The following is a 19341-nucleotide window of genomic DNA, read 5'->3' as shown; positions in this document are numbered from 1 at the left end:
CGGCGGTCCTTCCCGGCGATGTCCCGCTCGCGCTTCCCGTCCCTCGTCACGGCCCTGACCGCCGCCGGCCTGCTGGCCTGGCCGCTGCTGGTGCTGGTCCTGCTGCCCCGCCTGGGGGCCGCCCCCCTGCTGGGGCTGATCGTCCTGCTGGCCGCCTGGCGACTGCCCGCCGCCCATCGTCGCTGGGCGCTGGTCCCCTGCCTCGCCGCCCTGGCGATGGTTGTCCTGGGCCGGGCGGAGCTCGGCGTCAGGGCCTGGCCGGTGGCGGTCAATGCCGGGCTGCTGGTGGTGTTCGCCACCTCGCTGTGCCGCCCCCCTTGCGTGGTGGAACGTCTCGCCCGTCGCCAGGACCCCGACCTCTCCGCCGCCGGGGTCCGCTACACTCGGCGTGTCACGGGGCTATGGTGCGGCTTCTTCCTGGTCAACGGCAGCCTGGCCTTGTGGACGGCGCTGGCCGCCGACCTCGCTCTCTGGACCCTGTACAATGGCGCCATCGCCTACGCCCTCGGCGCCGCGCTGTTCGCCGCCGAGTGGTGCATCCGCCAACGTGTCAGGAACCGCCATCGTGACTACCCCCGCTCGGCCAGTGAGTGACGCCCCCTTGACGAGCCAGCCCTGGCGCCATGTCGCCCCGTCGCGAATGGCCGCCTGGGACGCCGATGCCGGACGCCCCGTCTCATGGGCCGAGTTTCATGGGCGCATCGGCGCCTGGCAGCGCCGGCTGGACGCCCTGGACGCCCTGGACGGCCCCGGCCAGCGCTGGCTGCTGCATTGTCGCTGCCCCCGGGAGTTCGCCGCGGCGCTGCTCGCGCTGTGGACGCGTGGCGACAGCGCCGTGCTGCCGGCCGACGAGCGTCCCGAGACCCTCGGGGCCCTCGCCGCCGAATGCCGCGCCGCCCTCGGCGACATCCCCGATGGCCTTGTCGCCGATGCCACGCCGTCCTCGCCCCGCTGGGGGCCCCTGGCCCCGGCGCGCCTGGCCGTGTCGCTCTATACCTCGGGCTCGACCGGCGAGCCGCGGCGCATCGACAAGACTTTCGCCCAGCTCGACGCCGAGCTGGCGGCCCATGCCCGGCTGTGGCCCCTCGAGGGCCGGCTGGTGATCAGCCAGGTCAGCCACCAGCACATCTACGGCCTGCTGTTCGGCATCCTGCGCCCGCTCTGCGAGGACGCGCCCCTGGCCGGGGCCGCCTGCCGGACTCCCGAGACGCTCGGCGCCTGGCTGGGTCGGCTGGCCGACGCGCCCATGGCCCCGCCCGGCGCGGTGCTGGTCAGCGCCCCGCCGCCCCTGGAGCGCTTGCCCGAGACGGGCCTCCCGCCGGCCGCGACCGACCGGCTGGCCCGCGTCCACTCCTCGGGCGCACCCCTGTCGGCCACGGCCAGCGCCCACGCCCGCCGGGTGCTCGGCGCGCCGGTCGAGGAGATCTACGGCAGCTCCGAGACCGGCGGGATCGCCTGGCGCGACCAGCAGCGGGACGAGGCCTGGACGCCCCTGCCCGGCGTCGAGGTGCGCGCCGACGACGCGGGGGGTCTGTGGTTGCGCTCTCCCTATCTCGCGAGCCCCGGCTGGCAGCCCCAGGCAGATCGCATCGCCCCCGGGCCGGCGGGCTTCCGCTTGCTGGGGCGGGCCGATCGCATCGCCAAGGTGGGCGGCAAGCGGCTGTCGCTCAGCGGCCTGGAGCGACGCCTCGCCCGCCATCCGGACGTCCTGCGGGCGCATGCCCTGCCGCTGCCGGGACGCCCCCATCGCCTGGGGGCCGTGCTCCAGCTCGCCACCGCGGCGCTGCCCTGGTGTCGCGAGGCACGGCGCGCCCGGGTGGCCGAGCTGCGCGACGCCCTGTCGACCGCCTATCCCGTCTCGCTGATGCCCCGCCACTGGCGCTTCGTCGCAACCTGGCCCCGCAATGCCCAGGGCAAGCTGGGCGCGGCCGAGGTGGCCCGCCTGTTCCGCGACCTCGACGACCCGCGACGCCCCCGCTGGCTCGGCGTCGAGAAGGATGGCCCGGCGGCCTGCCGGGTGACGCTGGAAGTGCCCGAGCGGCTGAGCTACCTCGCCGGCCACTTCCCCGAGCAGCCGGTGGTGCCGGGGGTGGTGATGGTGCAGTGGGCGGTGGCCCTGGCCGAGGAGCACCTGGCCCTGGCCGGCGAGTTCCGGGGCCTGGAGCGGGTGCGTTTCCCCCAGCCGCTGCTGCCCGGCGAGCGGGCCACCCTCGAGCTGGCCCTGGAGCCCCCTGCCGAGGGGCCACGCCTGGCCTTCACGCTGACCGGCCGACGCGGCTGCCATGCCCGCGGCCGGGTGCGCCTCGCCCCGGGGGAGGTCGGCCATGGCCGCTGAACAGGCGATTCGCCCCTGCGTGCTGATCCCCGTGTACAACCATGGCACGGCCATCGCTGCCACCTGTGCCGGCGTGCGCCCGCTGGGCGTCCCGATACTGCTGGTCGACGACGGCAGCGACGCGGACTGCGTGGCCGTGCTCGACGCCCTGGCCCGGGAGCCCGACACCCTCCTGCTGCGCCTGCCGCAGAACCGCGGCAAGGGCGCCGCGGTCAAGGCCGGATTGCGCGAGGCCGAGCGCCGGGGCTTCACCCATGCCCTGCAGGTGGACGCCGATGGCCAGCATGCCCCCGAGGACCTGCCGCCCTTCCTCGCGGGCCTGGCCGAGGCGCCCGGCGAGCTGCGCATCGGCTACCCCCGCTTCGATGCCAGCGTGCCCCGCCACCGCTTCTACGGACGCTACGCCACCCACGTGCTGGTGTGGATCAGCACCCTGTCGCTGGCGCTGCGCGACACCATGTGCGGGGTCAAGCTGTTCCCGGTGGCAGCGACCAACCGGCTGGTGACCCGCCACGACTGTGGCGACCGCATGCAGTTCGACACCGAGCTGCCGGTGCGCTGGCTGTGGGCCGGCTGGCCGGTGGCCAACTTGCCGGTGCGCGTGCACTACCCCCTGGACGGCGTCTCCCACTATGCGCTGTGGCGGGACAACCTGCTGCTGGCCGTGATGCACGCGCGGCTGCTGCTCGGCATGCTGCGCCGGCTGCCTCGCCTGGTCGCGGGCCGGCGCTCGGAAGGACCGCCATCATGAGGGCCACTCACTGGGCGCACATCCAGGAGCGCGGCACCCTGGCCGGGATGCGGGCCATGGTGTGGATCCGCCGCCACCTCGGCCGGCTTCCGTTCCGCCTGGCGCTGGGCCCGGTGGTGCTCTACTACTACCTCAGCCACCCGCTGCCGCGCCGCGCCTCCCGGGAGTACCTGGCCCGCATCTGGCCGGACCACGCCGGGCAGCCGCCCCGGTATCCGCGCCTGCTGGGCCTGCGCCACTTCATGGCCTTCGGCCAGGCGCTGATGGACAAGGTCGACGCCTGGAGCGGCCTGCCCCCCGCGGTGCGCATCGCGCCCGAGGACCATGCGCGGCTGGACACCGCCATCCGCGGCGGCCGGGGCGGGCTGATTCTGGTCTCCCACCTGGGCAACCTGGAGATCTGCAGCGCGCTGGGCCAGCGCCGACCGGACTTCCATGTGACCCAGCTGATGCATACCCGCAACTCGCGCAAGTTCAACCGCCTGCTGGCCCGCACCACGGGCCGGCAGGGGCCGGAGATCCTCGAGGTGGGCGATATCTCGCCGGCCACCGCCATGCGCCTGGCGGCGCGCATCCAGGCCGGGGGCTTCGTGGTCATCGCCGCCGACCGCGTGCCCCTCGCCGAGCGCGGCCGCACCCGGCGCCTGCCCTTCCTGGGCCGGCCGGCCCCCTTCCCGGAGGGCCCGTTCCGGCTGGCGGCCTTGCTGCGCTGCCCGGTCTACACCCTGAGCTGCCTGCGCGAGGGGCCCGCCTACCGGATCGCCTTCGCCGCCTTCGACGACACCACGCGGCTCGGCCGCCGGGCCCGCGAGGCCTGGTACCCGGAGGCCATGCAGCGCTACGTCGACTGGCTCGCCGCCCAGTGCCGGCAACACCCCCTGCAGTGGTTCAACTTCTTCCCCTTCTGGCACGCCCATGACTGATACAACCACTCCGCCCCTGGTCCTCGACGGCCGTGACGTCGCGCTTTCGGCCGTCGAGGCCGTGGCCCACCGCCGCCGCCAGGTGCGGCTCTCCGACGACCCCGGCTTCCGGGCGCGCATCGCCGCCGGCCCCGCCTTCCTCGACCGTCTGCTGGCGGAGGACGGCGTGATCTACGGCGTCACCACCGGCTTCGGCGACGCCTGCACCCGGGCCGTTCCCGCCGAACTCCACGAGGAGCTGCCCCGCCACCTCTACACCTTCCACGGCTGCGGCCTGGGCGAGGTGCTCGACGTGTCGGCCGCCCGGGCCGTGGTGCTGGTGCGCCTGGTGTCGCTGTGCCGCGGGGTCTCGGGGGTCAGCCTGGCGCTGCTCGAGCGGCTGGCCTGGCTGCTCGAGCACGACGTGGTCCCGGTAATTCCCGCCGAGGGCTCGGTGGGTGCCAGCGGCGACCTCACCCCGCTGTCCTACCTCGCCGCGGTGCTCTGCGGCGAGCGCGAGGTGTTCGACGGCGGCCGCCGCCGGCCCACCGCCGAGGCCTTCGCCGAGCGCGGCCTGGCCCCCTACCGGCTGCGCCCCAAGGAAGGCCTGGCGCTGATGAACGGCACCGCGGTGATGACCGCCCTGGCCGCCCTGGCCTGGGGCCGCGCCGAGCGACTGTCGCGCCTGGCCAGCCGCGTCACCGCCATGAGCGTCTGGGCCCTGGACGGCAACCCCTACCATTTCGATGCCGACCTCTTCGCGACCAAGCCGCACCCCGGCCAGCAGCGCGTCGCGGCCCGCCTGCGCGACGATCTGGGCCGAGGGGCCGCCGCCGGCGCCACCCCGCGCAACCCCTCGCGCCTCCAGGACCGCTACTCGACGCGCTGTGCCCCCCATGTCATCGGCGTGCTCGAGGATGCCCTGCCCTGGCTCCATGACCAGCTCGAGCGCGAGCTCAACAGCGCCAACGACAACCCGCTGATCGACGCCGAGGCCGGCAAGGTGCTGCATGGCGGCCACTTCTACGGCGGCCACGTGGCCTTCGCCATGGATGCCCTGAAGCCCCTGGTGGCCAACCTGGCCGACCTGCTCGACCGGCAGCTCGCGCTGCTCGTGGACCCGCGGTACAACCACGGCCTGCCCGCCAACCTCAGCGGCGCCGCCCCCGAGCGGCTGGCCCTCAACCATGGCTACAAGGCCCTGCAGATCGGCGTCTCGGCCTGGACGGCGGAGGCCCTCAAGCTGACCATGCCGGCCAGCGTGTTCTCGCGCTCCACGGAGTGCCATAACCAGGACAAGGTCAGCATGGGCACCATCGCCGCCCGCGATGCCCTGCGCGTGATCAGCCTGACCGAGCAGGTCGTCGCCGGCGTGCTGCACGCCGCCGGTCAGGCCCTGGACCTGCGCCGCGACCAAGACGGCGCCCCCCCGCCCCCGGCCCTGGCCGCCTGGCAGGAACGCCTGCGCCAAGAGGTGTCCTTCGTCGTCGAGGACCGGGCCATGGAGGCGGAGCTGCGCCGCCTCTGCCGGCGCCTGCCCCGCCTCGCCGGACACCTCTATCCGGAATGAACGCCCGGCACCGCCGGGCCCCTCAGGGAGACCGCCCATGACCCGCCTGCTCGCCCTGCTGCTGTGCCTGCTGCCCGCCACGGCCCTGGCCTTCGGGCTCGAGGACCTGCAACGCCAGCTCGAGGCCACCCCCAGCCTGGAGGGCCGCTTCGTCCAGACCCGCCACCTGGCCGACCTCGACAGCCAGCTGGAGAGCACCGGCCACTTCCGCTACGAGCGCGACGTCCGGGTGGTGTGGACCCTCGAGACGCCGGTCGAGGAGCGCCTCGAGTTCTCGGCCGACTCGCCACCCGAGGTGGCCGCAGGCGACCGCCGCCAGGCCGAGGCCGCTGCGCTGTTCCTCGACCTGCTGCAGGGGCACTGGCAGGCCCTCGAGGAGCGCTTCACCCTGACCCTGAGTGGCGATGCTTCCGCCTGGCGAGTCACCCTGCGTCCGCGCCAGGCGGCCCTGCGCCAGCGCATCGAGGAAATTCGCCTGCGCGGTGGTCGCTACCTGGAGCGGCTGGCGCTGGACGCGGCCAACGGCGACCGACTGAGGGTGCGTCTCTCCGACCAGCGGGCCGTGGAGGCCGGCGATGCCACCCCCTGATTCCCGGCGCCGCCTGCTGGCCGGCCTCTGGGGCACGATCCTGCTGGGCTGCGCCCTGCTGCTGGGGTGGCTGCTGCGCGACGGCCTGCCCGCCGACACCCGCCTCACCGCGATGCTGCCGGAGGATCGCCGCGCGCCGCTGGTCGAGCGAGCGGACGACCAGCTCGGCCAGGCCTTCGCCGAGCGCTTCGTGCTGCTGCTCGACGCGCCCTCGCTGGCGGAGGCGGCCGCGGACCTGGCCGCGACCCTGCAGGCCGCCGGCGGCGAGCGCCCGCTGCTCGAACGCCTCGACTGGCGGGCCAGCGACCTGGCCGACGGCGGCCCCGGCGAGCGCCTCGGCGAGTCCCGCTACCGCCTGCTCACCGGGGAGGTACGCCGAGCCATCGACGCCGACGGCGGCCGGTCCCTGGTGGCGCCAGCCCTGCGCGCGCTGTTCTCGCCGGCTGCCCCCGCGGATCCGGTCGCCGACCCCTTCGGCCTGCGGGACCGCTGGCTGGCGGCCCGCGCCACCAGCCCGGTGCAAGCCCGGGATGGCCTGCTGACGGTGGTCGACGACGACCGGTCCCAGGCCCTGATGATCGGCCACCTCGCCGCCTCGCCCTACGACCTGGCTGCCCAGGCGTCGCTGACGAGCGCCCTGGACGCCTTCCGGGCCAGCCACCCCGAGGCGACACTCACCCGCTCGGGGCTGGTCTTCCATGCCGCCGCCGGCGCCCGCCAGGCGCGCGGCGAGATCACCACCATCGGCCTGGGCGCCCTGGCCGGCCTGCTCGGCGCGCTGCTGGCCGTGTTCCGCTCGCCGCGGGCCATCGCCCAGATGCTGCTGCCGCTGGCGACGGGGCTGCTGCTGGCCCTGCCACTGACCCTGCTGCTGTTCGGCCGGCTGCACCTGCTGACCCTGGCCTTCGGTGCCAGCCTGATCGGCATCGCCATCGACTATGCCCTGCACCTGCAGTGCCGCCGCGCGGTCCAGGGCCGGCACTTCCGGCTGCCGAGCCTGCTGCCGGCCCTGGCCCTCGGCCTGGCCTCCAGCCTGGTGGCCTATCTGGCCCAGGCCCTGACGCCCATGCCCGGCCTGCGCCAGATGGCGGTGTTCGCTGCCCTGGGGCTGGCCGGCGCCTGGCTCACCGTGGTGCTCTGGCTGCCCCGCCTGCGCCTCGACGCGCCCCCGGCCACCGCGCGCCTGGCTCGGGGCTGGTGGCGCCGGACCGGCCCTCGTGGCGGGCTCTCGCCGCGCCTGGCCCTGGTCGGCCTGCTGCTGGTGGTCGGCCTGATCGCCTGGCGGCTCGACACCGACGACAGCCTCGCCCTGCTCAACCCCTCGCCGGCCGAGCTGCTCGCCGAGGAGCGCGCCCTCCAGGCCCTGCTGGGCCGCGACACCGGCCGCCGCTACCTGCTGGTCACCGCCGCCGACGAGCCGCGCCTGCTCGAGCGCCTCGAGGGCCTGGGGACGACCCTGGACCGCTGGCGCGACCAGGGCGCCGGCTTCACCGTCCACAACCTCGCCGACAGCGTGCCCTCGCCGGCACGCCAGGCCGCCGACCTCGAGCGGGTGCGCCGGCTCTACGACGAGCCGCTGGCCGAGCTGGTGGCCCGGGCCGGCCTGCCGCCACGCACCCTGGACCGGGCCCGCGCCCGCCTCGAGGCCGTGCCGCTGCTCGACGTCGAGGCCTGGCTGGCGTCCCCGCTGGGCCGCCACCAGCGTCGCCTGTGGCTCGGCGAGAGCCCCGACGGCGTGGCCGCCCTGATCCTGCTGACCGACCTGCCTGCCGGTGACGCGGCCGAGGCGCTGGACAGCCGTCTGCAGGCCCTGGCCGACGCCCGGCCGGGCGTCACCTACGTGGATCGCGCCGCCCGCCTGGGCCGGCTGCTCGGCGAGCTGCGCGGCCAGATCGCTGGCTGGCTGGGCGGCGCCCTGGCACTGCTCGCGCTGAGCCTGACCTGGCGCTATCGTGGAAGGACCTGGCGGGTGCTGACCCCCCCGCTGGGGGGCGTGCTCGGGGTCCTCGGGGTCTATGCCCTGGCCGGGGTCCCGCTGAACGTGTTCAGCCAGCTCGGCCTGCTGCTGGTGCTGGGCATCGGCCTGGATGCCGGCATCTTCGGCGCCGAGGCCGAGGGACGGGCGGCCACCTGGCTGGCCATCAGCCTGTCCACCCTGACCAGCCTGCTGGCCTTCGGGCTGCTGGCCTTCAGTGCCACCCCGGCGCTGCACTACCTGGGGCTGTCCTGCCTGATCGGCCTCGCCCTGGTATGGTGCCTGGTGCGCTGGGCCGCCCCCGGCACTGAGACCTCGCCAGCGGAGACCGCCGATGCCGACACCCCATGACACCGACGCGGACGTGCTGATCATCGGCGCCGGCCCCGCCGGGGCGGCGGCCGCCGCCTGGCTGGCCCGCGAGGGCTACCGGGTGCGGGTGCTCGAGCGCGACCACTTCCCGCGCTTCTGCCTCGGCGAGAGCCTGCTGCCGGCGTGCATGCAGGACCTCGCGGGAGCCGGCCTGCTCGACAGCGTCCAGCGCGGCGGCTACCAGGCCAAGAACGGCGCCGCCTTCCGCTGGCGGGAGCGGGAGGCCACCATCGACTTCCGCGACCGGCAGGGCCCCGGCTGGCGCCACACCTACCAGGTCGAGCGCGCCGACTTCGACCAGCGGCTGATTCGCGTCGCCACCAGGCGGGGCGCCGAGGTCGAGTTCGGCGTGACGGTGACCGCAGTGCACCCGGACGCCCGGCGCCCCCGCCTCACCCGCATTGACGAGCACGGCCGCCCCCGGACCCTGACGGCTCGCTTCCTGCTCGATGCCAGCGGTCCCGGGCGGGTGATCGCCCGCGCCCGGGGACTCGCCCGCCCGCCCCGGCTGGCCCCGCGACAGGCCCTGTTCAGCCATGTCGACGATGGCATTCGCGACCCGGCCTACGACCGCGACAAGATCCTCATCGCGATCCACCCCCGGGAGGCCGGCATCTGGTACTGGCTGATCCCCTTCCGCGGCGGCCGCGCCTCGCTGGGCGTGGTGGGCGATCCCGCGGCCCTGGCCCGCCACGGCGACACGCCCGAGGCGCGCTGGCAGGCGCTGCTGGACGCCGAGCCCTGCCTGCGCGACCTGCTGCGAGACGCGCGGCGCCGCCGCCCGCTGGGCGAGCTCCAGGGCTACGCCACGGCGGCGAGCCGCCTGCATGGCCCCGGCTATGCCGTGCTCGGCAATGCCGGGGAATTCCTCGACCCGGTCTTTTCCTCAGGGGTCACCATCGCCCTGCACTCGGCGCTGCTGGCCGCGCCCCTGGTCGCCCGCCGGCTCGACGGCGAGGCGGTGGACTGGGCGGCAGCCTTCGAGACGCCGCTGCGCCGCGGCATCGCCACCTTCCGGGCCTTCGTCGAGGCCTGGTACGACGGCCGCCTGCCGGCGATCATCTTCCATCCCCGACAACCCGCCACGCTGCGCCGGCAGATCAGCGCAGTGCTGGCCGGCTACGCCTGGGATCGCGACAATCCCTTCGTGCGGGCCCCGCATCGCCACCTCACCGCCCTGGCGCGCCACTGCGGGCAGCGGGCACCGGCCGGGAGCCCCCCGTGAGGGCGCCGGCGAGCCGGCTGGCGGTGCTGCTGCTGACCCTGCAGCTGGCCGGCTGTGCCGCGCTGCGGCCAGCCCCGCCGCCCGCGCCGGGGCTGGCGGCGATGCCGACCCTGGGGCCCGTCCAGCGGCGCCTGACCCTGGCCCCCGACGCTGACCCGCAACAGGCTCGGACCCTGATCACGGTACTCAGCCTCGAGCCGGAGCGCCTGCGTGCCGTGCTGCTCACCCCCTACGGCCAGCGCCTGGCCACCCTGGTGCGTGACGCCCGCGGCAGCCGCTACGAGAGCGGTGACACGCCCGTCCCCGGGGAGGCCCCGCTGCCGGTGCCGGCCGACTGGCTGGCCGCCCGCCTGGAATGGTGCCTGTGGCCCCTGGAGGCCCTGCACCAGGCCTTCGCCGGCTCGGCCTGGTCGGCACAACGGGTCGGCGACAGCCGCGAAATCCGCCGGGGCGGCGCCCTTGTCGCGCGGATCCGCCCGGCGGATCCCGAGCTGTCGGGGACACGGCGGGTCTTGCTCGATGACCGCCAGGGTGAGTACCGTCTGACCATCGCCCCCCTGAAGGAAGCTCCGCCATGAACCCACGTCCCTGCTCCCCCCGGCAGGCCTGTCGGCTGTCGCCGCCGGCCATCGTCTGCAGCCTGGGGAGCGGCCTCGACGAGATCCACGAGGCGCTGGCCGAGGGGCGGCGGGGGCTGACCACCGACGACGCCTACACTCCCGGCCGGCCGCTGCCGCTGGGCCGCGTCACGGCCCCCCTTCCGCCGGCGCACGACTGGCCGGCGGACCAACGCAGCCGCAACAACCGCCTGCTGGCTGCTGCCCTGGCGCGCCTCGAGGCCCCGCTGCGCCGGGTGCTCGCCGCCCATGATCCGTCACGCATCGGGGTGGTGATCGGTACCAGCACCTCCGGCATCGCCGAGACCGAGGGCGCCCTGGCCCGGGCGGGCGAGGGGCCGCTGCCCGACAGCTTCCGCTATGCCCAGCAGGAGCTGGGCGCGCCGGCCCGCTTCGTCGCCGAGCGCCTGGGCCTGACCGGGCCGGCCTACGCGCTCTCCACCGCCTGCAGCTCCGGGGCCCGGGCCCTGGCCAGCGCCCGCCGGCTGCTGCTCGCCGGCGAGTGCGACGCGGGGATCGCCGGTGGCGCCGACAGCCTGTGCCGGCTCACCGTCAACGGCTTCGCCAGCCTCGAGGCGGTCAGTGACCGACCTTGCACGCCCTTCTCGGCGCACCGCGACGGCATCAACCTGGGCGAGGCGGCGGCGCTGTTCGTGGTCGAGGCCACCCCGGGCGGCATCCAGCTCGAGGGCAGCGGGGAGAGCGCCGATGCCTACCATGTGTCGGCGCCGCGGCCCGACGGCGGGGGCGCCCTGGCGGCCATGCGCGAGGCGCTGGCCCGGGCCGGACGACGGCCCGAGGAGATCGACTATCTCAACCTCCACGGCACCGGGACCCCCCACAACGATCGCATGGAGGCGGCGGCCGTCGCCGCGCTGTTCTCCCGCCCGCCGGCATGCAGCTCGACCAAGGGTCTTACCGGCCATACCCTGGGCGCCGCCGGGGCCCTGGAGGCCGCCTTCTGCTGGCTGGCCCTCGATGCCGGCTTCCTGCCCCGCCACGTCTACGACGGCCACTTTGATGCGCAGCTGCCCGCGCTGCCGCTGGTGACCCGTGCCGGCAGCGCCCGGCCGCGCCTGGCCCTGAGCAATTCGTTCGCCTTCGGCGGCAACAATGCCGCCCTGCTGCTGGGACGCCACGACTGACATGTCCGACCTGCCCGACCTGCCCTGCCCCATCGCGCCCTATGTGCCCCACCGCCACGCCATGTGCCTGCTCGAGCGGCTGGTGGCACTGGACGACGGCTTCCTCGCCGCCGAGACCTGCCCGGGGCCCGGCGACCCCTTCGCCACGCCCCGGGGCATCCCCGGCTGGGTGGGCCTCGAGTGGCTGGCCCAGGCCGTGGCGGCCTGGGCCGGCGTCCAGGCGGCCCGTCGCGGCGCCCCCCCGGCCATCGGCTTCCTGGTGGGCAGCCGGCGCTATGCCTGCCCGGCAGGTCACTTCGCCCTGGGGCGCCGGGTCCGGGTCGAGGTGACCCTCGACTTCCGGGCCGACAATGGCCTGGCCGAGTTCCATGGCCGCGTGCTGGCCCCCGGCGGCGAGCCGCTGGCCGAGGGCCGGCTGCAGGTCTTCGAACCCCATCGACGCGGGGCCTCCCCGCCTGACGAGACGCCATGAACGACAGCATCCTGATTACCGGCTCCAGCCGCGGCATCGGCCGCGCCATCGCCCTGCGCCTGGCCCGCGACGGCTTCGCGGTGGTGGTGCATGCCCGCCGCCCCTCGGCCGACGCCGAGGCCGTGGTGGCGCAGGTACGCCGGGCGGGCGGCGACGCTCGCCTGCTGTGCTTCGATGTCGCCAACCGCGATGTCGCGCGCCGCGCCCTGGAGGACGACGTCACGGCCCACGGCGCCTATTACGGCGTGGTGTGCAACGCCGGGAGCACCGCCGATGCCACCTTCGCGGCCATGACCGACGAGGCCTGGGACAGCGTCCTGCACACCCACCTCGACGGCTTCCACAACGTGGTCAAGCCGCTGGTCCTGCCGCTGGTGCGGCGCCGGGCCCCGGGCCGGATCGTGCTGATGTCGTCGGTCTCGGGACTGATGGGCAACCGCGGCCAGGTCAACTACAGCGCCGCCAAGGCCGGCCTGATCGGCGCGGCCAAGGCCCTGGCCGTGGAGCTGGCCAGCCGCCGGATCACCGTGAACTGCGTGGCCCCCGGGCTGATCGACACCGGCATGGCGGAAGACCAACTGGACCCGGCGACCCTCGAGCAGATCCCCATGCGACGTGCCGGCACCGCCGACGAGGTCGCCGCCCTGGTGAGCTTCCTGTGTTCCGGCGAGGCGGGCTACGTCACCCGCCAGGTGTTCGGCGTCAATGGCGGCCTGTGCTGAACGCCCACGCGGTACCGATGCTGGACCTGGTCATGGCTCGGGTGCCCTCCGGCCGGGATCGCGGTGCGGCCTCGTGGCGGGGCCGCGAGCTGCTCAGCCGCCTGGCCCGGCGCCGCGGCCTGGACTGTCCGGTGGACGGCTGGTCGCCCCGGGGCGGCGGGCCGCCCGGTCACCCGGCCCTGCCCAACGGGCTCTACGCGGCCCTCAGCCATCGCGATGAGCGGGTCGTGGCCGGGCTCGCCAGCTGCCCCGTCGGTCTCGACCTGGAGCATGCCCGAGCCCGCCATGCCAGGCGCCTGGCGGCGCTGGTCGCCCGACTACCCGAGCCCGAGGTGCGCCGGGCCATCCTCGGCGCCGGAGATCCCCCGGCGGCCTTCTACCGGGCCTGGACCCTGCACGAGGCGCTCTTCAAGCTGGCAAGCCTCGCCGGCCGGCCGCCGTCCGCAGTGCTCGCCACCCGTCTCGCCAGCCTCGGTCCCGGCGGCCACCTCCAGGCCTGGCAGTGGCAGGATGCCGCCTGGACCCTGTCGATCTGTGCCCCCGAAGCCCGGCTGCGCATCCGCGCCGCCCCACGATTGCCGCTGGTTCGCCTCGCCTCCGGCGCGCTGCCCTGAGCCCGGCTTGCCAAGGCGCCGGCTAGCTGTGATCTCTCGAGAGGTTGTTCATCCGGAACCTACCCGGACTACCAGTGGACCCTGCGCGGCGACGCCGACGAGCGCTACGGCGAGGGCTTCACCGAGGCGGTGCGCAGCGCCCTGCTGGAGATGGATGATCCGGACCTGCTCGCGAGCTTCCCCCGCTCGGCCTTCATCCCCGCCGACAACGCCATGTATGCCCCCATCGAGAACGTGGCGGAAGACCTCGGCCTGCTGGGCGTGGCGACGCTCGGCTACTACATCGACGAACACTTCCAGTACCTGATGTTCGACGTGGCCTTCTTCCTGCTGCTGATCACCGCCGGCCTCAACATCGCCGTGGACGCCCTGTCGCGACGCCTGCGACCCCGCCAGGTCCCGCTGGACGACCCCTGCCTGCACTGATCTCAGGTCACGCAAGGAAAAAAGGCCGGCGCCATCCAGCGCCGGCCTTCTCACTTCAGGCATCCACACTGACCGGGATCAGGCAGCGCCCTTCACCAGGGCGGTGATGGTGATCTCCACCCTCAGCTCGTCGGCGGGCATCGGCGCACAGACGCAGGTGCGCGCCGGGGCATGGCCTTCCGGTACCCAGGCATCCCAGACGGCGTTCATGGCCGCGAAGTCATGGCCTTCCTTGAGGTAGAGGGTGGCGGACAGCAGGTGTTCACGATCCGAGCCGATCTCCTCGAGCAGGCCGTCGACCCGGGACAGCATGCTCTCGGTCTGCTCGGTGATGTCGCCGTGGCGGGCCTCGGGGCCGGCCACCTGGCCACACAGGTAGGCCACGCCGTTATGGATCACGGCCCGGCTCATGCGGGTCTTGGTGTCATGGCGCTGGATGGTCATCGATATGTCTCCTGCTGAAAATGGGGAACGCCAGATAGTAACCCAGCATAGAAGGATAAATCAGTCGATATCACCGAGTCATTCGGCACAATCGATGCATTTCAAGGCCACCGGGGCTCCCTCCAGGCGCCGGGCCGCGATCCATTCGCCACAGCCGATGCAGAGCCCGTACTCGCCCCGCGGGATCCGCGCCAGGGCCGAGGCGATGCGGGTCAGGGTCAGCTGGCGGCGCTTCTCCTCCGCCCTGGCCATCGCCTGGCCCTGCAGGGCATCCATACGCGATAGGCGCCCGACCGCGGTCTGGTCCAGCATCACGGTCTCGCGGGCGTCGCGGCTGGCGGCGCTCTGCTCGAGGAGGTCATCGCGCATGGCCTCGAGGCGGACGGTGACGGCCGCCATGTCCAGGTCGGGATGGTTCATGAGCTCTCCATCGGTGATGACGAATTATTGGCGCGGCTGCTGTAAGCATTCGTCACCGACCGCGACACATCAAGGCATATCGATGCATCGCCACGATGCTCGCTGCACCACTGCCATGTTGACCCACAGGAGACAGACCATGAAACGTTCCACCATGATGGCCGCCGTCCTCACCACCGCCCTGGCCCAGGCCGGCACCATGGCCACCGCCCAGGCCGCCGGCGACTCGGAAGCCATGGAGAAATGCTATGGCGTGGCCCTGGCCGGCCAGAACGACTGCAAGGCGGGACCGGGCACCACCTGTGCCGGCACCTCTACCGTGGACTACCAGGGCAACGCCTGGAAACTGGTTCCTGAGGGTACCTGTACCAGCATCGAAACGCCCCACGGCAACGGCAGCCTGACCGAAATCGATCGCCCGTAAGCCTGCCACGGCCCGCCAGCCGGCGGGCCGCCCCTTCGAGGAGACCGCCATGCCCTTTCCCCTTGCAAACGGCGCCGTGGGCATCGGCCTCAAGCATCGCCACGCCGAGGCGCTGCTCGCCGAGCCTCAACCGGTGGACTTCCTGGAGCTGCACGCCGAGAACTACATGGGAGCCGGCGGCCCGGTCAAGGAACGCCTCCACGCCATTGCCAGGGCCTATCCGCTCTCGGTGCACGGCGTGGGCATGTCGCTGGGCGGGGCCGAACGCCCCGATGCCTCCCACCTGGCCCGGCTGGTGGGGCTGGTAGAGGAGCTGAACCCGGCGCTGGTCTCGGAACACCTGGCCTGGAGCCGGCTCGACGACGACTTCTACAACGACCTGCTGCCGGTGCCCCTCACCGAGGAAAGCCTGGCGCTGGTCGCCCGCAACGTCGACATCGTGCAGCAGGCCCTGGGCCGCCGCCTGCTGATCGAGAATCCCAGCCTCTACGTGCGCCTGGAGATGAACACCCTCGACGAGGCCGACTTCCTCACCGAGCTGGTGGCCCGCACCGGCTGCGGGCTGCTGCTGGATATCAACAACGCCTATATCAGCGCCCACAACCTGGGCCGCGATCTCGACGCCTACCTGGCCGCCCTGCCCGGGCACGCCGTGGGCGAGTTCCACCTGGCCGGCCACAGCCTCGACACCGCCGCCAGCCCGCCGCTGCGCATCGACGATCATGGCGGCCCGGTGTGCGATGACGTCTGGGCGCTCTATGCCCGCCTCGCCCGCCAGCACCCGGCGGTGCCGACCCTGATCGAGTGGGACACCCGGGTCCCGTCACTGGATCGCTGGGTCGAGGAGGCAGAACGGGCCAGGGCCGAACGGAGCCTGCCGGTCGCTACGGCCGTCGGCGAATAGACGACCAGGAGATGCCCATGGACACCCTCGCCGATTGGCAACGTCGCTTCATCGCCGCCATGCGCGATCCCGCCACCGGGACGGAGGCGGATCTGGGGCAACCCGACGGCCTGGCCGTCTATCGCAACAACATTCGCCAGAGCCTGATCGAGGCCCTGGCCACGGCCTTCCCCCATACCCGGACGCTGCTCGGCGAGCGCTACTTCGCCGCCGCGGCCGGCGACTATGCCCGCGAGCGCCCGCCCGCCGAGCCCCGACTCATGCACTATGGGGACGGCTTCGCCGATTTCCTGGACACCCTGCCGCCGCTGGCGGACCACCGCTACGTGAGCGACATCTGTCGCCTCGAACGGGCCCGGCTGGACATCAGCCATGCCGCCGAGGCGCCCGCCCTGGAAGCCGCTCGCCTGGCCGAGCACCCGGCCCCGGAAGGCCTGGTGCTGGTCCCTCGACCGGCGACCCGTCTGGTGATCTGCCGCCACGACGTGGCCGCGCTCTGGCAACGCCTCGAGGACGGCGACGATCCCCTTCCCCCCGGCTCGGCCGGCGACTGGCCCTGGCTGGCGGTGCGCCAGGAGGGCCGGGCCAGCCTGACGCCCGTCTCGCCGTTCACCCGGCGCCTCCATGAACGTCTGGACGGGACCGCCGTCCTCGGCGAGGCACTGATGATCAGCCCCGAAGCCGGGGACGATGCGGCCGCCGGCGAGGCTCTGGGCACCCTGCTCGGCCTGGGCGCGCTGGGCGTCCCGGGCGAACCCACCGCGGAGGACACCCCATGAAGACCTTGCTGCTTCCCCTGGCACTCTACTACCGGCGTCTGGCCCCGGGACTGGATCGGGTTCCCTTCGACCTGGTGGCGTTGCTGATGCGCCTCGTCCTGGGCAGCGTCTTCTTCCTCTCGGCCCTGACCAAGGTCGAGGGCTTCTCGATCAGCGCGAGCACCTTCTTCCTGTTCGAGCACGAATACGCCCTGCCGCTGCTGCCGCCGGTGCTCGCGGCCTACCTTGCCACGCTCGCCGAGTTCAGCCTGTCGTTGCTGCTCTGGGCGGGGCTCGCCACCCGGCTGGCCGCCACGGGACTGCTCGTCATGACGCTGGTGATCCAGACCTTCGTCTATCCCGACGCCTGGATCACCCATGGCCTCTGGGCGGCCAGCCTGCTGACCCTGCTGCTGCGAGGGCCCGGGCGGCTGTCGCTGGACCAGCTGGTGGCCGGCTGGCTGGAGCGTCATGCGCCCGGCGCCAAGGCGATTCGTGCTCATCCTAGGGGGTAACGCCCCGGGCCTCGGGGCTGGCCAGCACCCCCTGGGCCAGCCACCAGCTGCCGACCAGCAGTCCTAGCATGCCCGCCAGCACCAGGGTGAAGGAGGCTCCCAGGTCGAGCGCCACTCCCAGCACCGCCGGAGCGATCCCGGTGGAGAACACCATGACCGCACTCAGGGTGGCCCGCACCCGGCCCAGGTGCTCGGCGCCCCAGAGACGCACCAGCAGGCTGGTGGCGATGGCCTCCTGGGCGCCCATCGCCAGGCCGCCCCCCATCATCAGGGCCCACACCGCCAGATGGCCCCCCAGGGTGATGGCCAGCACCAGGGCCAGGGCGAAGGGCAGCAGGTAGAGGCGTGCCAGGCGCACCGGCCCCAGCCGGTCGACCCAGTGGCCACCGAGCAACGCCCCGGGCAGCTTGGCAAGCCCCATGCCGGTCAGGGCCACGGAATAGAGGGCCAGCGAGCTGCCCATGGCCGCGGTCAGGTGCGCCTGGTAGATGAACAGCCCGGTCAAGGCGATCGGCAGGGTCATCAGCAGCGGCAGCAAGCGCCAGAAGCGCGCCTCGCGAAAGGGCCGTGGGCCCTCGCGGCTCGCCTGCCGGTCCGGCCGCGAGCGCGGTGCCGCCGGCCAGGGAGCGCGGCCCAGCATCATCAGCCACGCCAGGGCGATCCCGGCGGCCAGGCTCCACCACAGCTCGCGCCAGCCCAGCCACACCAGCAGCGCGGCCACCAGCGGCGGCAGCAGGGTCTCGCCGACCATCAAGCCCAGTCCGGCGAGTCCCAGAGCCCGGCCGCGCAAGTCGGTGAACTCGCGTCCCGCCAAGGTGTTGCCGAGGTGGCTCATCATGCCTTGACCACACAGGCGCACCAGGCCGAGTCCCAGCAGCCCGACGAGCCACGCCGAGGACAGCGTCAGCAGCAGGATGCCGGCGAGCAGCACCAGCAGGATGGCCAGGGCGAAGCGGCGCGGCGCCACCCAGTCGATGCTGGGGCCGAGGCGCAGCATGGCAAAGCCACTGGCCAGGGTGACCAGGGAGTAGGCGGTGCCGAACTGGCCGGCGGTGAGCCCTAGCCGCTCGGCGATGGGAACCTGGAAGAGACCGAGGAAGAAGCTCTGACCCAGGCTCGACGAGAACATCGCCAGAAAGGCGATGCCGAGCACCCCCCGATGGTCCCTCAGCAGGGTGCGATAGCTCATGAAGGTCTCCGTTTGACGACATGCAACGACAAAGGCCCCGCCGGGAGCGGGGCCAGAGCCTTGCGGGGCGCGAGGGTCTAGCGCAGCAGCAGCACGGGAATGCTGGCACGGCGCAGCACCGAGGTGGTGGTGCTGCCCACCAGCAGGTGGCGGATGCGCGAATGCCCGTAGGCCCCCATCACCACCAGGTTGATGGCGTGCTCGTCCTTGTAGGCACGCAGGGTCTCCTCCACCTCGCCGGCACGGATCGCCCCCTCGGCCTCGTGGCCCGCCTCGCGCAGGGTGGCGAGCGCCCAGTCGAGCTGGGAGCGGTTGTCGCCGGTGTCGGCGCCGACGATCAGCACATGGCAGGGAATGCCCTTGAACAGCGGGCTCCTGGCGAGCATCTCGACGCCCTTGCGAGTGGTCTTGCTGCCGTCGAAGGCGATCATCACCCGCTCGGGGCGCTGGAAGGCGTCGGGCACCATCAGGATCGGACGATGCAGGCTGCGCACCACCCGTTCCAGGTTGGAGCCCAGGTGCTCGCTGGCCTGGTGCGCGGTCTCGCCGCGCTTGCCCACCACCAGCAGGCGGATGTCGTCCTCCAGCTCGGCCAGGGTCTCGACCAGGGTGCCGTTGCGCTGCCGGGTGGCGGGCTCCGCCACGCCGTCCTCGATGGCCCGATCCCTGGCCGCCTGCAGCATCAGGCGGCCCTGCTCCTGGGCCACCTTGGCGCGCTGTTCGTCCAGGTGCGAGAGCTCCTCGAGCAGGTGCTCCCGAGAGCCCAGGCCGATGTTGCCTGAGAGATCCGCCTCGGCGGTCTGGGGGTGGTTGTCGACCACGTGGACGAAGGTCAGCGGCGCCTCGAGTGCCAGGCTGGCCCAGGCCGCATAGTCACAGACGCCCTCGGAAAACTGCGAGCCGTCGATGGCGGCCATCACCTGTTCTGTCATCTGTCTGTCCTGAAGCTGGCGTGTATTGTCTCGTTACCCA

The 19341-nt window shown here is 73.4% G+C and carries 21 protein-coding genes and 1 pseudogene; 18 read left to right on the top strand and 4 right to left on the bottom strand.

Annotated features, from left to right (window positions below; translation table 11 throughout):
* Positions 1 to 18 precede the first annotated feature (18 nt).
* From EKG36_RS01360 to EKG36_RS01295, 14 genes and pseudogenes are all read left to right on the top strand, one after another.
* Positions 19 to 594 carry a COG4648 family protein gene (locus tag EKG36_RS01360; RefSeq protein ID WP_126480220.1) on the top strand — a complete coding sequence of 192 codons (576 nt, stop codon included), beginning with the start codon at positions 19 to 21 and terminating at the stop codon, positions 592 to 594.
* Entirely contained in the window at positions 566 to 2335 is a 1770-nt protein-coding gene (locus tag EKG36_RS01355) for an ApeI family dehydratase (protein WP_246007399.1), read from the top strand. Before EKG36_RS01360 ends, EKG36_RS01355 begins: the two co-directional genes overlap by 29 nt.
* Positions 2325 to 3086: a glycosyltransferase family 2 protein gene (locus EKG36_RS01350; RefSeq protein WP_126480218.1), complete on the top strand. Its 762-nt coding sequence runs from the start codon at positions 2325 to 2327 to the stop codon at positions 3084 to 3086. The genes EKG36_RS01355 and EKG36_RS01350 overlap by 11 nt, the downstream gene beginning before the upstream one ends.
* Positions 3083 to 4009, top strand: coding sequence for a lysophospholipid acyltransferase family protein (locus EKG36_RS01345; protein ID WP_126480216.1), 927 nt, complete (start codon positions 3083 to 3085; stop codon positions 4007 to 4009). The genes EKG36_RS01350 and EKG36_RS01345 overlap by 4 nt, the downstream gene beginning before the upstream one ends.
* A complete protein-coding gene (locus EKG36_RS01340) occupies positions 4002 to 5558 on the top strand; it encodes an HAL/PAL/TAL family ammonia-lyase (RefSeq protein WP_126480214.1) in 1557 nt (518 codons plus the stop codon). The genes EKG36_RS01345 and EKG36_RS01340 overlap by 8 nt, the downstream gene beginning before the upstream one ends.
* A gap of 37 nt (positions 5559 to 5595) precedes the next feature.
* Complete coding sequence (locus EKG36_RS01335) at positions 5596 to 6147, top strand: outer membrane lipoprotein carrier protein LolA (RefSeq protein WP_126480212.1); 552 nt, start codon at positions 5596 to 5598, stop codon at positions 6145 to 6147.
* Positions 6134 to 8473 carry an MMPL family transporter gene (locus tag EKG36_RS01330; RefSeq protein ID WP_126480210.1) on the top strand — a complete coding sequence of 780 codons (2340 nt, stop codon included), beginning with the start codon at positions 6134 to 6136 and terminating at the stop codon, positions 8471 to 8473. The genes EKG36_RS01335 and EKG36_RS01330 overlap by 14 nt, the downstream gene beginning before the upstream one ends.
* Positions 8457 to 9719: an NAD(P)/FAD-dependent oxidoreductase gene (locus tag EKG36_RS01325; RefSeq protein WP_126480208.1), complete on the top strand. Its 1263-nt coding sequence runs from the start codon at positions 8457 to 8459 to the stop codon at positions 9717 to 9719. Before EKG36_RS01330 ends, EKG36_RS01325 begins: the two co-directional genes overlap by 17 nt.
* Positions 9716 to 10297 carry a DUF3261 domain-containing protein gene (locus EKG36_RS01320; RefSeq protein WP_126480206.1) on the top strand — a complete coding sequence of 194 codons (582 nt, stop codon included), beginning with the start codon at positions 9716 to 9718 and terminating at the stop codon, positions 10295 to 10297. Before EKG36_RS01325 ends, EKG36_RS01320 begins: the two co-directional genes overlap by 4 nt.
* Complete coding sequence (locus EKG36_RS01315) at positions 10294 to 11481, top strand: beta-ketoacyl-ACP synthase (protein ID WP_126480204.1); 1188 nt, start codon at positions 10294 to 10296, stop codon at positions 11479 to 11481. Before EKG36_RS01320 ends, EKG36_RS01315 begins: the two co-directional genes overlap by 4 nt.
* Before the next feature lies 1 nt (position 11482).
* Positions 11483 to 11953, top strand: coding sequence for a hotdog family protein (locus tag EKG36_RS01310; protein WP_126480202.1), 471 nt, complete (start codon positions 11483 to 11485; stop codon positions 11951 to 11953).
* Complete coding sequence (fabG, locus tag EKG36_RS01305) at positions 11950 to 12675, top strand: 3-oxoacyl-ACP reductase FabG (protein WP_126480200.1); 726 nt, start codon at positions 11950 to 11952, stop codon at positions 12673 to 12675. Before EKG36_RS01310 ends, fabG begins: the two co-directional genes overlap by 4 nt.
* Positions 12676 to 12692: 17 nt before the next feature.
* Entirely contained in the window at positions 12693 to 13289 is a 597-nt protein-coding gene (locus EKG36_RS01300) for a 4'-phosphopantetheinyl transferase superfamily protein (protein WP_126480197.1), read from the top strand.
* A gap of 57 nt (positions 13290 to 13346) precedes the next feature.
* A pseudogene (locus tag EKG36_RS01295) lies at positions 13347 to 13547 on the top strand (putative selenate ABC transporter substrate-binding protein); the annotation flags it as partial.
* 246 nt (positions 13548 to 13793) lie between these two features.
* On the opposite strand, the gene EKG36_RS01290 reads toward EKG36_RS01295, so the two are convergent.
* Positions 13794 to 14159, bottom strand: a complete 366-nt coding sequence (locus tag EKG36_RS01290) for a RidA family protein (RefSeq protein WP_126480195.1) — start codon at positions 14157 to 14159, stop codon at positions 13794 to 13796.
* A gap of 78 nt (positions 14160 to 14237) precedes the next feature.
* Positions 14238 to 14579 carry a TraR/DksA family transcriptional regulator gene (locus tag EKG36_RS01285; RefSeq protein WP_126480193.1) on the bottom strand — a complete coding sequence of 114 codons (342 nt, stop codon included), beginning with the start codon at positions 14577 to 14579 and terminating at the stop codon, positions 14238 to 14240.
* Between the two features lie 139 nt (positions 14580 to 14718).
* Here EKG36_RS01285 and EKG36_RS01280 point away from each other — a divergent pair, with 139 nt between their 5' ends.
* Genes EKG36_RS01280 through EKG36_RS01265 form a run of 4 tightly spaced genes read left to right on the top strand, consistent with a single transcriptional unit; the run spans position 14719 to position 17180 of the window.
* Entirely contained in the window at positions 14719 to 15003 is a 285-nt protein-coding gene (locus tag EKG36_RS01280) for a BufA1 family periplasmic bufferin-type metallophore (RefSeq protein WP_126480191.1), read from the top strand.
* Between the two features lie 49 nt (positions 15004 to 15052).
* Complete coding sequence (gene bufB, locus EKG36_RS01275) at positions 15053 to 15907, top strand: MNIO family bufferin maturase (RefSeq protein WP_126480189.1); 855 nt, start codon at positions 15053 to 15055, stop codon at positions 15905 to 15907.
* A 17-nt stretch (positions 15908 to 15924) separates the two neighbouring features.
* Positions 15925 to 16686 (top strand): HvfC/BufC N-terminal domain-containing protein, encoded by a 762-nt coding sequence (locus EKG36_RS01270; RefSeq protein ID WP_185827445.1) that lies wholly within the window; start codon positions 15925 to 15927, stop codon positions 16684 to 16686.
* Positions 16683 to 17180 carry a DoxX family protein gene (locus EKG36_RS01265; protein ID WP_126480184.1) on the top strand — a complete coding sequence of 166 codons (498 nt, stop codon included), beginning with the start codon at positions 16683 to 16685 and terminating at the stop codon, positions 17178 to 17180. The genes EKG36_RS01270 and EKG36_RS01265 overlap by 4 nt, the downstream gene beginning before the upstream one ends.
* On the opposite strand, the gene EKG36_RS01260 is transcribed toward EKG36_RS01265, so the two are convergent.
* Together EKG36_RS01260 and EKG36_RS01255 are read right to left on the bottom strand one after the other, a co-directional pair.
* Complete coding sequence (locus EKG36_RS01260; protein WP_126480182.1) at positions 17170 to 18369, bottom strand: MFS transporter; 1200 nt, start codon at positions 18367 to 18369, stop codon at positions 17170 to 17172. The genes EKG36_RS01265 and EKG36_RS01260 overlap by 11 nt on opposite strands.
* 77 nt (positions 18370 to 18446) lie before the next feature.
* Entirely contained in the window at positions 18447 to 19301 is an 855-nt protein-coding gene (locus EKG36_RS01255) for a universal stress protein (RefSeq protein ID WP_126480180.1), read from the bottom strand.
* Between the last annotated feature and the right edge of the window lie 40 nt (positions 19302 to 19341).

This window comes from Halomonas nitroreducens (genome assembly GCF_003966155.1).
Classification (GTDB): Bacteria; Pseudomonadota; Gammaproteobacteria; order Pseudomonadales; family Halomonadaceae; genus Halomonas; species Halomonas nitroreducens.
The sequence above is the reverse complement of the archived record's forward strand: the minus strand, read 5'-3'. Positions and strand labels throughout refer to the sequence as shown.

Excerpts from the sequence above, each read along its gene's own strand:
- EKG36_RS01315 (WP_126480204.1), top strand. The coding sequence starts at position 10,294 with ATGAACCCACGTCCCTGCTCCCCCCGGCAGGCCTGTCGGCTGTCGCCG.
- EKG36_RS01325 (WP_126480208.1), top strand. The coding sequence starts at position 8,457 with ATGCCGACACCCCATGACACCGACGCGGACGTGCTGATCATCGGCGCC.
- EKG36_RS01335 (WP_126480212.1), top strand. The coding sequence starts at position 5,596 with ATGACCCGCCTGCTCGCCCTGCTGCTGTGCCTGCTGCCCGCCACGGCC.
- EKG36_RS01340 (WP_126480214.1), top strand. The coding sequence starts at position 4,002 with ATGACTGATACAACCACTCCGCCCCTGGTCCTCGACGGCCGTGACGTC.
- EKG36_RS01255 (WP_126480180.1), bottom strand. The coding sequence starts at position 19,301 with ATGACAGAACAGGTGATGGCCGCCATCGACGGCTCGCAGTTTTCCGAG.
- bufB (WP_126480189.1), top strand. The coding sequence starts at position 15,053 with ATGCCCTTTCCCCTTGCAAACGGCGCCGTGGGCATCGGCCTCAAGCAT.
- EKG36_RS01290 (WP_126480195.1), bottom strand. The coding sequence starts at position 14,159 with ATGACCATCCAGCGCCATGACACCAAGACCCGCATGAGCCGGGCCGTG.
- EKG36_RS01310 (WP_126480202.1), top strand. The coding sequence starts at position 11,483 with ATGTCCGACCTGCCCGACCTGCCCTGCCCCATCGCGCCCTATGTGCCC.
- EKG36_RS01285 (WP_126480193.1), bottom strand. The coding sequence starts at position 14,579 with ATGAACCATCCCGACCTGGACATGGCGGCCGTCACCGTCCGCCTCGAG.
- EKG36_RS01265 (WP_126480184.1), top strand. The coding sequence starts at position 16,683 with ATGAAGACCTTGCTGCTTCCCCTGGCACTCTACTACCGGCGTCTGGCC.
- EKG36_RS01330 (WP_126480210.1), top strand. The coding sequence starts at position 6,134 with ATGCCACCCCCTGATTCCCGGCGCCGCCTGCTGGCCGGCCTCTGGGGC.
- EKG36_RS01300 (WP_126480197.1), top strand. The coding sequence starts at position 12,693 with ATGCTGGACCTGGTCATGGCTCGGGTGCCCTCCGGCCGGGATCGCGGT.
- EKG36_RS01260 (WP_126480182.1), bottom strand. The coding sequence starts at position 18,369 with ATGAGCTATCGCACCCTGCTGAGGGACCATCGGGGGGTGCTCGGCATC.
- fabG (WP_126480200.1), top strand. The coding sequence starts at position 11,950 with ATGAACGACAGCATCCTGATTACCGGCTCCAGCCGCGGCATCGGCCGC.
- EKG36_RS01280 (WP_126480191.1), top strand. The coding sequence starts at position 14,719 with ATGAAACGTTCCACCATGATGGCCGCCGTCCTCACCACCGCCCTGGCC.
- EKG36_RS01270 (WP_185827445.1), top strand. The coding sequence starts at position 15,925 with ATGGACACCCTCGCCGATTGGCAACGTCGCTTCATCGCCGCCATGCGC.
- EKG36_RS01360 (WP_126480220.1), top strand. The coding sequence starts at position 19 with ATGTCCCGCTCGCGCTTCCCGTCCCTCGTCACGGCCCTGACCGCCGCC.
- EKG36_RS01345 (WP_126480216.1), top strand. The coding sequence starts at position 3,083 with ATGAGGGCCACTCACTGGGCGCACATCCAGGAGCGCGGCACCCTGGCC.
- EKG36_RS01350 (WP_126480218.1), top strand. The coding sequence starts at position 2,325 with ATGGCCGCTGAACAGGCGATTCGCCCCTGCGTGCTGATCCCCGTGTAC.